General features: G+C 33.8%; 7 protein-coding genes. All 7 read right to left on the reverse strand.

The window, feature by feature from the left end; translation table 11 throughout:
• Positions 1 to 11: 11 nt before the first annotated feature.
• Entirely contained in the window at positions 12 to 6,188 is a 6,177-nt protein-coding gene (locus BLT80_RS02835; RefSeq protein WP_092466067.1) for a choice-of-anchor Q domain-containing protein, read from the reverse strand.
• Positions 6,189 to 6,505: 317 nt separating this feature from the next.
• A complete protein-coding gene (locus BLT80_RS02840) occupies positions 6,506 to 8,146 on the reverse strand; it encodes a T9SS type A sorting domain-containing protein (RefSeq protein WP_092466068.1) in 1,641 nt (546 codons plus the stop codon).
• A 33-nt stretch (positions 8,147 to 8,179) separates the two neighbouring features.
• A complete protein-coding gene (locus BLT80_RS02845; protein WP_175455538.1) occupies positions 8,180 to 10,468 on the reverse strand; it encodes a T9SS type A sorting domain-containing protein in 2,289 nt (762 codons plus the stop codon).
• Positions 10,469 to 10,822: 354 nt separating this feature from the next.
• A complete protein-coding gene (locus BLT80_RS02850) occupies positions 10,823 to 12,946 on the reverse strand; it encodes a right-handed parallel beta-helix repeat-containing protein (protein WP_092466070.1) in 2,124 nt (707 codons plus the stop codon).
• 12 nt (positions 12,947 to 12,958) lie between these two features.
• Entirely contained in the window at positions 12,959 to 14,110 is a 1,152-nt protein-coding gene (locus BLT80_RS02855; protein ID WP_092466071.1) for an alpha-hydroxy acid oxidase, read from the reverse strand.
• Entirely contained in the window at positions 14,110 to 15,495 is a 1,386-nt protein-coding gene (locus BLT80_RS02860; protein WP_245710075.1) for an FGGY-family carbohydrate kinase, read from the reverse strand. The genes BLT80_RS02855 and BLT80_RS02860 overlap by 1 nt, the downstream gene beginning before the upstream one ends.
• 6 nt (positions 15,496 to 15,501) lie before the next feature.
• A complete protein-coding gene (locus BLT80_RS02865) occupies positions 15,502 to 16,773 on the reverse strand; it encodes a sugar isomerase (RefSeq protein ID WP_092466072.1) in 1,272 nt (423 codons plus the stop codon).
• Positions 16,774 to 16,786 lie beyond the last annotated feature (13 nt).

Genomic DNA, 16,786 nt, shown 5'->3' on the forward strand with positions numbered 1-16,786 from the left:
AATCTATTTTTTTAATTAACGATAATTTTTTGAGAATAAGAATTTGATATGGTTCTTAATTGTAAAATATATACACCAGAGTTTAATTGTACATCTAAATGTACTTTATTTGATAGCGTTGTTTTTACGTGCTGCTTATAGACTAACTGACCTGTTAATGAATAAATTTCAAGAATAGGTTTCTGACTTAGCATATTACTAGAAATAGTTACTTTACTATTATTAATCGGGTTAGGGTAGACACTAAAAATGGAATTTTCAATTTCAATTGTTTTGTCCGAATTGCTATTAATTGCTTTGCCTGCAGTTAGAGAAGTGTCAAAATTTAAGACAGGTCTATAACTTGATACTGTATGATCTTGTGATGCAATATCCCAGTAGTTGTAATTTCCAGACCCGTTGTAATCTAAACTAAATCTAAAAAATATAAAGTCTCCTGTAACGGCTCCATTATCTATTTGACTATTAATGTAATTAACAATGTTTTGAGATGAAGAACTTTGAAGATTCCCTTGTAGTGAATTTAAATCTAAAATATCATCCTCTATTGCTGTAGCTGTTGTGTCGGTATCATAAACTCCAGCATAATAATCGGTACTTAAAACAGTACTGCTGCTTCTATACGGTAACCCATAAAGATCGACCTTATGCGCTAGGTTTCCACCACTTTGTAATAGCTGAAAATTTAAGGTAGCAGAGGTAAGCCTTTCGTTTTGTGCTAACGCTGGAATTTGAAAAGGAATTATAGCTGATGTTTTATTGTTTGATCCTATTCTATGCGTATGATATCCTACCCATTGCATTCCTCCATTATAATACACCGTTTGGTCGTTCATGTTTGCTTCTAAGAGGTAGTTATTTTCTTGAGGAATAGCATTAACTTGAATATTTAATATAGCGCTATCATTTAATTCCCCATCATTAACTGTAACGGTTATGCTTGAAGCACCTTCATCGCCTGAAATAGGGGATAACGTTATTGTAGCTGTTCCGTCTGCATTATCAAAAAAAGTGATATAACTGGGTGCATTATTGATTGCAAAAGTTAATACATCAGCATCAGCATCTGTTGCCGATATATTTATGATTTTAACTTCATCAACATTTAGAGTTTGATTTACTAAATTAGACAAAACAGGTGCATTATTAACCGTAGTTGAGTCATTATTTACCACAATATTTAAGGTTTCAGTAGCGGTTGTTGTACCATCATTTACAGAAATAGAAATACTATTTGTAGATGCATCTCCAATAGCAGGAGCAATAGTTAACGTTGCCGTATTATCACTATTATCTATAATTGTTGCGAACGACGGCAAATTATTTGCTGAAAAACTCAATGTATCTCCATCGGTATCTGTAGCAGAAATAATTATATTTAAAGTTTCACCTTCCGTAATGGTTTGATTTCCAATTGATTCTAAAAGAGGGGCTGTATTTGTTGGAGGAGTATATCCTGATGTATTAATAACAATTTCTGAATAATTATTCCACCCATTAACATTACTTCCTGAACCTACTATTCTAAGATATTTTGCTGAGACATCTACAAAATCAAAATGTTCCGCAGCTGTCGTAGTTCCGGTACTCGTAGCTGAATGTACTTGAGTGAAATTACGTCCATCTGTTGAAACTTCAATTACAAAACTATAAGCTCTTTCATCACCTAAACCAAAGGTAATATCTACCGATTGAACCGTTACAATTTCACAAAACCCTTTTTGTATCCACTGATTTCCTTCAGCTGCCCATTTTGTTTGGTTATCTCCATCAAAAGCATTTGACGATGGATTAAATCCCCATTCATCATCTTGAAAAGTACTTGCCCAATCCGTGTCGCATTCATATACAAAAGTTGCCGTAGAATTAGAGGATGTATTACCTGCATAATCTTCTACATTGTTGGCGGTAATAGTATAGATAGAGTTTCCATTTAGAGCAGAACAGGTTAATGTTACCGTTTTATTATCTTCAGATAAAGAGGCTGAATTTATAGTTGCACCATCGCTTAAAGTATAATTTCCTGGCAACTCTGAAGAAGCTTTAGTCACACTTTCGCTAAATGTAATGACAAATTCATCATTAAAAAATGAATTATTTGCATTTACAACAACAGGTGAAGTTATATCTGCACTCGCTTGAAATTCAAAAGCTCCACAGTCTACTGCTGCACCAACAGATCTTGGGTCTCCATTAATATCTAAAGTAGTAAGACCTGTATTTACACCAGCATCAATTGCAGAACTTCCGGTTTTTAGATTAAAGTCCAAATTATTAAAATCTTCATAAGTATTGATAGCGTCAATTGCAGATACTATAATATTATATTCTACTGTATTAGTTGTTTCATCATAAGTCCATGGTGTATATTTTGCGGCTATATTATTTCTTATAATATTCCCTGTACTTCCATTACCTTGCTTATCATTTTTAACTTGTATCCAAGGTATTGCATCACTCACGGGATTGTAAGACGTTGGGGTTTTAGAAACTGTATTATTTTGAATTTTACAATTAATGGCACCTGTAAGTGTGATGCCGTGATAGTGATCAGAAACTACCAAGTTATTTTCTACAATTACATTTTCTGTATGACCGTCGGTAATAATAATACCTTGCATAGAGTACCCTATTAAATTATCATTAACCATGTCTTGAGTTATAGGGTCTGCAAAGTTGAATATTTTATTATTCCTAATAACGACATCCTCTATAATTCCCGCTGCAACATTATCCTTGTCGTACATCTGTATACCATCATCATGATTTATATTGTAATCTTCGATATAAGCATCTCTAATAATATTATTTTCGTAAATAGCGTGTGAACCTAATGCCCTAATAGCATCTGCGCCAAAATTATCAATTAAGTTATTTCTAATTTCAGCATAATCACCTTCTATTTGTAATGCAAAATACACATTTTTGATGGTGTTGTTATTAAAGATTGTATTATCCCCACGAATAATAACTGCATCTTCAGAATTTGCATACCAATCGTTTTTAGACCAAGTTGAAGAATCATTTGCACTAGAGAATGTACAGTTTTCAATTTTTAAATAAGTGGCATCGTCTTTTGTTAAGAACATGTAATCTCTTGCGAAATTACCGCCAGACCCATCAGTTGAAAATGTTAATCCATCATATGCCCAATAAGATCCATTTTCAACTTGGACGGAGGCTAAAACTGGATGCTCTCCACTTAATGGCTTTATAGTTACATAATCTGAATGCGTACCTGTCATATAAGGGCTTCCGTGAGCTCCTGATAGTAAGTAAATTACATCACCAGAATTAAACGTTTTTTGAGCAGTAAATACGTCTTGTAAGCTTTTCCATGGGCTAGCTAGTGTTCCAGGGTTGCTCATAGATCCATTAATTGGATCACAATAATAGGCTGTTCCAGTTACATTGGAGAATTCAGAAACACTTAAAACAAAGCTCAATGTGGTAGTGTCTATATTATCTGTTGCCTGAACGTTAATGTTATAAGTCCCTGCATCACCTTCTAAAGGTGTAAATTCAAATAAGGCTGTACCATCACCATGGTCTGTAAACGTTGCAAAATTTGGAAAGCTTGTAGATGTTATTGTTAAGGTATCATTATCGCTGTCGGTTACCGAAATATTTACATTAAGTATGTTATCTTCTTCGACAGATTGGTTTGTTACATTAGCAATTATAGGAGCATTATTTAAGGGAGTCGTTCCATCTGGGTTTATAGTTACTAGAATAATTTCTTCAATTGAATCCGTTCCATCGGTTACAGAAACGGTGATATTATAAGAATTAGCATCTCCTATTTGTGGAGATAAAGTTAATGAAGCAGTACCATCTCCATTATCAACAAACGTTGTAAAATTTGGTGCGTTTGTTATAGAGAAAGTTAAGGTGTCATTATCTGAATCGGTAGCAGAAATTGAGACTTCTAAGGTTTCAAGTTCGTTCATTGTTTTGCCTCCAATTGAAGCCAAAACAGGAGCAATATTCGCTGGAGGATTTATTGTGCCTGTATACTCATAAGATCCCGCATCTACACTAATTCCGATAGATCTAGGATTGCCATCTAAATCTGTTAAAGCTAAGTCTGTATCTACACCTGCATCTATAGCAGGACTCGTAGCTGATAAATGAAAATCATTATTCACATAATCAACAAAATAATTACTGTAGTTGGCATAATTACTACCATCTATGGTTATATTATGTTCCACTGTTGAGGTTGTGTCATACGTCCATGTCGTATATTTTGCTGAAATATTATTTCTAATTACATTATTAAAATTAGTCTGACCCGTTTTGGTTTGATCTGTTAACATAATCCATGGGACATGATCAGCATCAGAATATAAAGGAGATTGAACGACAGTGTTATTCTGTACTTTACAATTACGGGCACCGTATAGTGATATACCATGATCCTGATTATTACTAACAATATTATTTTCAACAATCCAACCATCAGCGTATCCATCGGTAATTATTATTCCTTGCATTAAATCTCCAACCAAACTATTTGTTTGAATAAAAGGAGTTACAGGATCTGCAAATAACATAAACACGTTGTTACGAAGTATAATATTTGAGATTTTTGGATCACTTTCTAAATTATAGGCTTGAAAACCATCATCATGCTGTATAGCGTAATCATTGATATAGCAATCTCTGATAGTATTGTTTTCATAGGTTGAATTGCTCCCCAAACCACGTATAGCATCGCCGGCAAAATTATCTATAAGATTGTTATATACTTCTGTAAACTCCCCTCTTACCTCTAAAGCATGGTAAGTGTTTTTTATTAAATTATTTTCTAAATAAGCGTAGTCACTTCTTATTTGAATACCACTAGTAACGTTATTATACCAATCTGTTTTGGTCCACGTTTCTATATTTTCAGCAGATGATATTGTTGAGTTAATTATTTTAGTATGATGTGAATTTACGTCAGAAGAAAATAAAACTTGTTCTTTGGTTTTATTATTATTTGTTCCATCGATCTTAATGCCATCAAAAGCCCAATACGAAGAATTTACCAATTGAATTGACTTAATTATTGGAGCATTTCCGCTTAATGCTTTTACCGTAACGTAGTCGTTAAAAGACAGATTGTTGATATATGGATCTCCATGATCACCAGACATTAAGTAAATTATATCACCAGAATTAAGGGGTTTATTTGTATATACTACTGCAGCTAGCGTGCTCCAAGGGTTTGCTTGTGAACCGTCATTATTGATATTTCCGTTTACAGGATCACAATAATAAACTCCAGTTACAGGAGTTTGGTATGCTGATACTACAATAGAAATAGTTTCAGTAACCGTTTCAATACCATCGCTAACAGTAATGGTTACTGAATATGTTGCTGCGTCTCCAAGTTGTGGATTTAAAGAAATAACGGCTGTACCATCTCCATTGTCGGATAATGTTGCAAAACCTGGTAAAGTACTAGAAATTATGGAAAGCGAATCACCATCCACATCGCTTGCGCTGATGTTCACATTTAAGGACGATTGTTCTTCAATATTTTGGTTGCCAATGTAAGTAAGTGTAGGAGTTGTATTGCTAGTATTAGTTATAGCAATTTCTAAAACAGGTCTATTATTAATCGTTCCATAATCTTGCGACGCTAAATTCCAAGTTTCTATACTGTTGACGTCAGCACTAAAACGTATAAAAATAAAATCGCCTCCCACAGCTCCAGCAGTGTATTGAGCATTTATATATGAAACTAAATTTTGCTGAGAATTGGAGTCTAAATTTACCAATCCAGTGACGTTATCTACAAATATATTATCTTTAATTAGTGTTGCTGAAGCATCCAATGCTCCAACAAAATAATCGGTATTTAAATCTACGGCGGATGTTATTCTAAAAGGAAGACCGTATAAATCAATATTTGCGTTACTTGGTTGGTTACTATATGAAATTACTTCAACGGCTAAATCTGCAGATGTGATGGATTCTCCAGGTTGTAAAACAGGTAATTGAAATGGAATAATATAGGCTTGTGCATTATTATGACCTAACCTTGCGGTTGTTTGACCAACCCATCCCCAAGAGGTGTTATCGTTTTTAATGGTAATATCGTCTGAATGTGCTGGAATAATTTGAGAATTTTGTGCCTCTATAGATATAATTCCTATTAATATCATTATAAATGCATATTGAAATTTTATGATGTTCATAATAAACTATTTTAGTTAGACAATCGATTGTATTTTTGTAAAAATGCTTTTAATATTTTGATAACACTTTGCTTGAGGCTACAATAAATTATCAATAGTAATATTTCTTAATCCCCTTTTATATTTTATACCAATACACCACTTAATTATAAGGTTACATAAGATTAATTAAGTCAATTTGTTTGCTGTATTTAATTTTTTAGTCGTTAAACGGATATTTGAGAAGGATCATGTGAGTACTAGATTAATTAAATAATAAGTATTAAATAGAAAACGAGGGAATGTAATGATCCCTCGTTTTCAAAAGTTGCTATTAATTATTGAATGATTAATTTTTGTGTTTTAGAACGTGTTCCATCTTGAAGTTTAACGATGTATACACCTGATTTTAAATTTAATGTTGTGTTAAAAGAATGAGTAGAATTAACTTCAACGTTTTCAGAATGCACTAATTGACCTGTGATTGAGAAAATATTCAATTTAGAATTATTACTAAATCCGTTTGACGTAATTGTTAACCTACCATCAGTTACAGGGTTTGGATATAATTTTAAAGTTGATTTTTCTACGTTATCCACGGATAATGCATTATTAATAGAAATTGATAATGTTGGTGCATTAGCAGTCGAACCATCATCAACTCCAAAGTAATGAGCACCAGTAGTCGCTGGGTCATCTACATTTAATCTTAAAAATACATAATCACCTTCAACCGCACCAGCATCATATTGCGCATTTAAGTAGTCCACTAAAGCAGTATCTCCATTAACATTTGTTTCTTCAAAACGTGCTGTATCTAAAGATCCAGCGTCAACATTTTTTGTAAAGTAATCATCCTGAATTGCTGTAACATCAGCTGTAGCATCTGGATACGCGCCGTCATAATGGTCTGCAGGATAAATAGTGCTAGCCGTATTATAAGGAAGTCCATATAAATCTACGTTAGAAGATATCCATTCGCGACCATAATTAACATGTACTTTTAAATTAGCAGAAACTACCAACTGACCTGATGGACGCGCAGGTAATTTAAATGGAATAATACCACTTGTTGTAATTGGGCTTCCGTCTGCAGCACTTGCTCCTATTTTTAACGAATTTATTCCGCCAACATTATTTCCATTCAAATAAGGATTGTTAGCAGGCAAAGCAGCTATATCAGAAACAATACCATCAACGTGGTAAGCTTGATCTAATACTATCTCTGGTACCAAGTCATAATCTGTTGTTGGGCTTACCTCAGCATCTTCCACTTCTATAGTTAATGTTGGTGCGTTTGCAGTAGAACCATCATCAACTCCAAAATAGTGAGCACCAGTAGTCGCTGGGTCATCAACATTTAGTCTTAAAAATACATAATCGCCTGCAACCGCACCAGCATCATATTGTGCATTTAAGTAGTCTACTAAAGCGGTATCTCCACCAGCATTTGTTTCTTCAAAACGTGCTGTATCTAAAGATCCAGGGGCAACATTTTTTGAAAAGTAATCATCTTGAACTGCTGTTACTCCGGTTGTGGCATCTGGATACGCAGCATCAAAATGATCTGCAGGATATATAGTGCTAACCGCATTATAGGGAAGTCCGTATAAATCTACATTCGAAGATATCCATTCGCGACCATAATTAACATGTACTTTTAAATTCGCATTAACTACTAATTTTCCCTCTGGGCGCGCAGGCAGTTTAAAAGGTATGATGGCACTTGTTGTATTTGGGCTTCCGTCTGCAGCACTTGCTCCTATTTTTAACGAATTTATTCCACCTACATTATTCCCATTCAAATAGGGGTTATTTGCAGGCATAGCAGTTATATCAGAAACAATACCATCGTTATGATAAGATTGATCTGTAACGATCTCTGGTGTAACATCATATGATGTTGTTTGGGCTTGTACTGCAAATGGTGTCAGACCTATTGCAATTCCCAATAATGAATTTAGTAGCGTTGTTTTCATAGTTTATTGTTTTAAAGAATTAGTTTATTTAGTTTATTGTATGATTAATTTTTCTGTTTTTAGGGCTATGCCATCGGTGATCCTAAGAATATACAGACCAGCATTTAGATTTAAAACCGTTTCCAAATTTGAAGAAGAATTTGTGTTAACCACTTCACTATGAACTAAACTACCTGTTAGAGAATAGATATTTAGTTTCGTGTTTTCTGATTGAAATCCTTTCAATGCGATGGTTAATTTGCCTTCTGTTACCGGATTTGGATAAAGACTTATACTCGAGTTATCAAAAGTATCTACACTTAAGATATTCTCAATTTCTAAAGATAAAGTTGGTGCTTCCGTTGTTGATTCGTCACTTATACCATAATAATGGGCACTTGTAGATCCTGTTGTAGCATCTACACTTAGTCTTAAAAAAATATAATCTCCAGCTACAGCACCTGCATCATATTGTGCATTGATATACGCGGTTAAATTTGTATCACCTTCAGAATCTGTGTCTACTTCGCGATCTGTTAAAATCAAAGTGCCGACAGGTTCATTACCATCTACATCTCTAACAATAAATCCATCTTGTATTCCTGTTGCTGTACTTATAGCGCTAGCAAAAGTACTATCATAGAAATCGTTTGGAGAAATAGCGTTTGAGGCATTAAATGGTAAACCGTATAAATCGATATCAGACGAAATCCAATGTCTTATGTAGGCAATATTTACATTTAAATTGGCAGCCGTTACTAATTTCCCAGGTGGACGCACTGGTAATTGAAAAGGAATGATGGCATTGGTTGTAAATCCACCACCAGTTGATGCGCTTGCTCCAACTTTTAATACTTTGGTGCCATCAATATCATTTCCATTGAGCCAAGGATTGGTGCTACCTTCAGCTAAATTAATGACATCAGATATAATACCATCTCCAGTTGGATTAATTATATATTCTGTCGTAGGTTCTCCATTAGAATCTGGACTTACTGTTAAGTTAAAAGACTGTGATGTGATACTTCTTCCGTTATCTGCGATTACCGTAATATCTTGATATTCTCCGGCATCTGATAGGGCAGGAGAGAAAACGATGCTACCTGTATTGTTTCCGTTATCAGTGAATACTCCAAAACTTGGCAGACTAGATGTTGAAAAGTTAATGACATCATTTCCTAGTGTAGCTGCTGAAAAATCGATTTGTATAGTCGCTTCCTCTAGCATAGATTGATTTTCTATGGAAGGAGATATTACTGCCGGATCAGAATCTGCAACGCCAGCGATTGTAACCTGACCTAAATCGGGCACCGTTTTTACTAACGTATATTTTTTACCATTATGTATTATAATTTCAGAATCTACAGGCTCCCCATTTTGAATAGCGGAAACATTTACCCAACTATTATCAATTCTTATTTTAACGGTTAATGGAAAATAAAAGGCAGAATCTAACATGTCGTCTGTTAGTGTGTATTTTATTTCACTTTCTGAAACATTATCTATGGTTAAATTATGAGTTGCAAAAGATTGAGAATATTGTGTGACCTCCGTAAATCCGGCTACCCACAACTCTGGTTTGTCTGCTAAGTATTGTAAAAATTCATTCGTGGTAGTTTCACCAGCTTCATCCAAGCCATGAAAATGTGTACTGCCCCAACCACGATAGTAATTGGTGCCATAGAGCGTATTTACAGTGTTCAAAAGTGGTAAAATATATTGATCTCTGTTTGTGTCATTTCCATAAATATGAACATTAGAAACACTATTGACATTTAAATAATTAACGGTGTTTGATTGATTTAATATCCCTTGTGTTCCTCTAATTCCAATGAATTGTGTTCTAGCTTCAGTTTCATTGCCTTCGCCATAAGGATAGGCATAGGTTAAACATTTATTAGAGCCAGAGGTCACTTCCGTATCAATTGTTGTAACTGTTGCTTGTAATCTTGCGAGATAGTCAGCATCAGATAGGTTGGTTTCCCCTTCAGTTGGGTTATTATACCAATTTCTATCATCATGCCCATCTATTTGACTTCCCAAATTAGCAAGGTCATTAAAAAGACTCCAGTCCTGAACATTGTATTCTGGGTCTGCTTCCGTAATGACGAACCATGTAAAATGGAAACCATATGTAGAAATCATCGTTGTCCAAAAAGGTATATCCTGTTCGTTATTATCATCAATGGTGATTGTAAATGCTGCTAATTTATCATCATTCCACAGACAGACATCACCTTCACCTACTCCTTCTGGCCATACTTTATCTGTTACCGTAAACCTTGTTCCAACGGCTGGATCGAGATTAAAAGTATTTTGTCCAATCGATTGTATTGATATCATTAAGAACACTAAAAGGGCAGTACATTTTCTAAACATTTGATTTTTATTGGGATTTGTTATTTTTTCTGTATTCCATATAGAAATGGCTAAAAAACAGAAAGCGCTATTCTCAAATATAAATACAAATCACTGACTAATCCTAGTGTTTTCAGTGCTTAGCCTAACAAAAAAGACAAAACTAACAAACAATTAAACAGATAGTACAAACTTTAATTATACTCTTTAAGAATAATTTGAAAAATCAAGACGATTTTTAGAGGAAGTTTAAATTTTATGAACTCAATTGTCAATTTAATAACTTTAAGGCGTAATTAAATATAATTTGTTAAAAGCCCTTTATGTGAAATCATGTAATTACCACACAAAAAGAATTTGCTTTTTCGTTTCAGCTTCAGTGGTATATTCTAATAAATATTTACCAATAGGCAGTCTTAAATTTTTACTGCGAAAAACATTGTCTGATAAGTCTAAAGGATTCAGGGTATGTTCAAAAACCTGTTCACCAGAAAAATTTAGCAATTTAAGTTGTACCGCTTTGCCCTGTTTAAAACCTAAAAAGTAAACATTAACCTCTCCATTATCTTTAGGATTTGGAGCAATAACAACATTGTTTTTAATAGACTCTATAGTATTAACGTGCCCTTCATTAAGTTCAGGATATCCAACAGTAATCTCAAGCGTAGGTCGGTTTTCTTTTTTGTCACTGTTGGCACTCACAAAATTCCATCTATTATAATCCGAAACATCTTTGGCATTTGGATTCATTCTTAAAAAGATATAATCCTCAGACTTAGTGCCTGCTTCAAAAATTGTATTTAAGTAATTTTTGAGTCCTTTTTGCCCTATGTTATTTGCTTTAATTTCTCCAGAATACATATTGGAGTCTACAAAATTATTCTGAATGGGTCTTGCTGATACATCCTGGCCAAAAGTTCCTTGATAATAAAGATCTTCTGTAACCCAAAAATTTGATTTTGGAGGCAATGCATATAAATCAATTCCTCCTTCGGGTTGATTATCTAGGTTGGACAAATACACTTTAAAATTTGCTGATAGAATTTTTTTACCTCCAGGAATTACTGGTAATTTAAATGGAAATACACCAGCACCATCAATATTTTCACCTACACCTCCTATGCGAATTTGTGGTTGCCCATCCCAGTCTCCTTTACCTTTAGAGTGAATCTGTCTATCTGAAGATTCCGAAGGGATATTAAAAACTTGATTAGCCTCATCAATTTTAGTATACTCAAAGGCTCCAATATTCACAAAGTTACCTAAAGAACGCTTGTTTAAACTTGCATCTAAATTTGGTGCCATATCCGATGTTCCACTGTTCAGAGCCTTTGAATTAGGACCTAATGAGAAATCAAACAATGCCCAATTTTTAAAGCATTTGTCATAGTCATGCACGGAAACAGGAAGCGTAAGATTATAATCTGCAATGCCTTTTATGTTCTTAAATAGTACATCATTAGACAGGTTATTTCTTATAAAAAGATTTGACGAATCATTTTCGCCTATGACCTGTATTGCAAGTGGCGTATTTGTTTCGTCTTTTTCGTTGAAATTTAAGCCGAAATAGGGATTTACAACCGTATTATTAACGATTTTTAAATTGTTTAATTGACCATTAAGAGATATACCTTTTTCACCATTTGAAATAATAATATTGTTTTCAAAAATACTCTCAGAAATTATGGTTTTCAACCCATAAATACCATTTAATAACCCTAGTTGCGCTCTGTTAGATTTAGTGAAATTGACAATTGTATTTCCTCTAAAAATGTTTCCTTTTGTTTCTTTCTCGGTAAAATAGATACCAGAGTTTACTTCTGAATCTGTGGCTATACTTTCTTTAATTAAATTGTATTCAAACAAATTATAATCTCCTAATACAGTAATGGCATTATGGCTGAAAAACTCGATACGGTTATTCCTAATTTGAGTTTTTTTACTAGAAACTTTAATACCGTTCTTGTAATTAGAAATGACGTTACTTTCTATTTTACATTGCGTTCCTTTTACATCAATTGCAGTAAAATTCTTTGAATTTGAAATGAAATTATTTTCCGTTAATCTGATCTTAGAACTATTTTGATGAATAAAAACAGTATTTAAATTTATGGCTCCATTTAAAGTAATACTATTAAATATCCACTTAGATGCAGGCGATTCTTCAGTTCCAAAAATCACCGAATTTATAGCAGGATTTTGTCCTGTAAGTCCAGAAATAGTAATGTATTTTTCGTTTTGGCCAATTATTTTTACATCTCCATGATTTCCAGAAAGTAAGAATATAGCATCACCTGCTTTAAATTCTATTCCTTTTTCAAAAACACTTTCTAAGCTTCCCCAAGGATTAGCTTTACTTCCGTCATTATTTGAATTCCCGTTTACTGGGTCACAATAGAAATCAGTTGCGTAGGTGGCTTGTGCGAATAAGAAAAAAAGAAAGAAGTAGCCGTAAGTTTTCATAGTAATTAAACGTTATTGGTTGATTAAAAAATTCGGAAAATCTTCTGTTTTTTCGCAGTTCAATTGTTCCATTACTTGTTGTAATTCCGTTTTTAACAACGATATGGTATGGTCTCCTCCCTTTTTTCCTAATGCCGAAACACCATACATAAATGAACGTCCTAAAAAGGTGAATTTTGCACCAGAAGCTAAAGACCTAGCCACATCTGGGCCAGAACGCAGTCCACTATCCATCATAACCTCAATTTTATCTCCATATTTTTCAGCAATGGTTTTGAGTGGTTTTATGGTGGATTGCCCAGCGTCTAATTGGCGTCCACCATGATTGGACACTATAATACCGTCTAAGCCTAAACGTATTGCTTCTTGAGTATCATGCTCTGAGGCGACACCTTTTAATACGAGTTTTCCTTTCCACATGTCTCTGATAGGCTTAATTTTTTCTTCGTTTAATCGACCACTAAATGTTTGATCCATAAACTTGCCTAATTGTCTTAAATCTAAGCCTTTTGGCATGTATGGTTTCAGCGTTTCAAAACTTGGTTGTCCGTGTTTTAAAGTTTCTAGTGCCCAATGTGGCTTTCCCAAAATTTGTAAAATATTTTTAGCAGACATTTTTGGTGGCATGGCCAAGCCATTTCTTATGTCACGAGGTCTGAAACCAAAGGTTGGAACATCACATAAAATAACTAGCACAGGGCAATGTGCAGCTTCAGCTCTTTTAATAATATCATCTCTCAACGTATCTTCAGTAGGATGATATAATTGAAACCATGCTTTTCCTTCCGTAAGTTCACAAGCACGTTCAATACTTGTTGTTGTCACTGTACTGAGAATAAATGGTATGTTGTGTTTAAATGCTGCTTTTGCTAATATTTCAGGGGAATTTGGCCACATTAATCCTTGTAAGCCTACAGGTGCAATCCCAAAAGGAGCATCATATTTTATGCCGAATAGAGAGGTTTTTAAAGACGCACCAGAGTGGTTTTTCAAATAATTTGGTTTCAATTGTACGTCTCTAAGCTCAGAGGTATTCCGATATAAGTTAACATCTTCATTGCAGCCTCCGTCTAAATACTCAAAAGCAAATTTTGGTATTTTTTTTTGCGCCCTTAATCTTAAATCAGTAACTGACGGATATTTTGTGTTTATCTTCAAAGTCATTAGGTTTTATTTAGAACAAATGGGACATGTTTTTTTAAGCCATAATTCTTTTTTAAAAATTTAGAATCCAGTTTACCATCCAAAATTACTATAGCAGCTCCTAATGCTGAACCTAATGAAGAACTGGTTGACCTCACTTTCAGCTTGCTTAAACGATGTGTTAATAATTTTATAAAGACTTCGTTATCGCTAAACCCTCCATCAATATACAATCGTTTTATTGAACTGTTAGTGCCTAATGTGGTTTTTATACTTTGTAGTTGTACATCAATAAGCTCTATCATTAATTGATGATAAGCGTCTTGATAATTGTCATGTTTGAGGTTCGTTTTCTCTGGTGTTTCTGTGTTGACCAAATATTTCCACTTAAAACATGGACTAAAACTATATGATAATCTGTTGAAAATTTGACTATTAAATGTTACTGATTTGTGTCGGTCTAATGGCACGTCAAAATATTGACTTAATTGTGTAATTTGATGTATGTATTCTTTTCCCAGTAACAGTTTTGCCGATTTCACAGGCTTGCCATTAACCTTCATGTAATTAATGGTGTCATTTTGAAGGTCTTCGTTGGTTAAGGGTATTTCGGAATACGGATTTAGTGATACACTCCAAGTACCCGTTGAAACCAAAACAAATGGTTTTTTAGACCCTTTTAAATAAGGTATGAGTGCTGAAGAACTATCATGAATACCCACTCCAATTTTTATGCGTTTTCCATTATAATATTTAGAAATACATGTTTCGGTTGAAACAATTGGTGGAAGTATTTGGTCAATATCTTCTTTATAAACCCAACTGTGATAATCTTTTTTACCATAATCCCAAAGTGAGGTGTGGCAGCCAATACTTGTAAATTCACTAAGCGGAACACCTGTAAACATATAACTAAGATATTGTGGCAAGTGTAAAGAATACATTATGTTTTTGAATACGTCTGGTTGCTTATATTTTAACCAATATAACTGCATTCCAGAATTTAGCATCCCAGATTGTGGTGATCCCGTTTCAGTATAAATATCTCCATACGTGTTATTAAACTGTTCTAAGATATCTGATGGAATAGGCTTTAAATAATTATAAAGTGGTGTTAGTAGGTCTCCGTTTTTATCTAAATGAACAAGACTTGCTCCATATGTAGAAAAATTAACAGCTGTAATAGTGTATGTGTTGGAATCTAAAATATTTTTAAATACTAATTGTATCCATTTTTGAAGCGCATGAATATCTTCCGTTGGAAACCCATCTTCATCAACAATTTCCTCTAAAGTCGTGTACTCTTTATAAACTTCGTTATAGTTAGTATCGAATAGGAAAATTTTTTTATTAGTCTTTCCTATATCGAATATTGCTATAACGTCTTGTTTTATTGGAGTACTCATAGTGTTTTACAAACCTGTTGCTGTAGAATTCATTCCTCTTTCTTTAATCAATACATTTCTAACATCGAGTGACCTATATGCTGAAATAGGATCGATGGCTCCGTCATTTCTTAATCTGGCTTCTGCTAAAATTGTTTTTACATCCGTGTTAAAAGCGTCTTGTAAAATGCGTTGTGCAGTTACAACATCATTTTGTAATTGTGCTTCTTCAAGTGCTTTTTGGTCAATTAGTAATGCTTTTGCATAAGCCGTTTCAATGGCTTCAATGGACTGAATTAAATCCTCTAAAGGATCTTTTAAATTATGACTTGCATCAATCATCCACGCAGGAATTGGGTTATTCGCAGGATTATTTTCCATTCCAAAAACCAACTCATTGAATATTAGAAATAATTGATAGGGTTTCATGACGCCTACACTTAAATCGTCATCACCATATTTACTGTCATTAAAATGAAAACCACCTAACATGCCTCTTGTCATTAATGTGGCAACAATATGCTCAATATTTGTGTTTGGTAAATGATGACCTAAGTCCACTAAAGTATAGGCTTGTTTTCCTAAATCTTTAGCCAACATATGAGACGTTCCCCAGTCTTGAATCACCATAGAATAGAAATTTGGCTCGTAAGGCTTGTATTCTATAAATAGTTTCCAATCTGCTGGTAAATGAGCATAAATCTCTTTTAAACTTGCTAACGTGTTTTCAAAAGCGCGTCTAAAATTTAGCTGTCCAGGAAAATTAGATCCATCTGCCAACCATACAGTCAAAGATTTTGAGCCTAAGGCAACTCCGTAATCAATAACATCTTTATTATGTGCTACGGCTTGATCTCTAACATTTTTGTCTGTATGACATAGTGATCCAAACTTATAACTATATTCTTGGTTTTCTTGATCTTGAAACGTATTGGAATTCATAGCATCAAAATGAAGCCCTAAACGTTTTGCTTTTTCTTTAATGGTATTAGCATCTTCAGGAATATCCCAAGGAATATGTAAAGACACTGCATTTGCAGATTTGGTTAAAGCATTAATAACTCCAACGTCCTCTATTTTTTGTTCTAAATTATTAGGCTCTCCTCCAAAACCGAACCTTCCAAAACGTGTTCCACCAGCTCCTAGTGCCCAACTTGGTATGGCAATATTATAATTTGAAATTGTATCAATAATATGTTCTAAATTGTCGTGTTTCTTTGACAATTGTATCAAATTTTCTTTATGCTCAACTAATAAATCTTTATTTAAGCCTACTATTTGATCTTGATATATTTGCATAGTTATAGTTTTA

Origin of the sequence: Winogradskyella thalassocola, from assembly GCF_900099995.1 — a bacterium.
GTDB lineage: Bacteria > Bacteroidota > Bacteroidia > Flavobacteriales > Flavobacteriaceae > Winogradskyella > Winogradskyella thalassocola.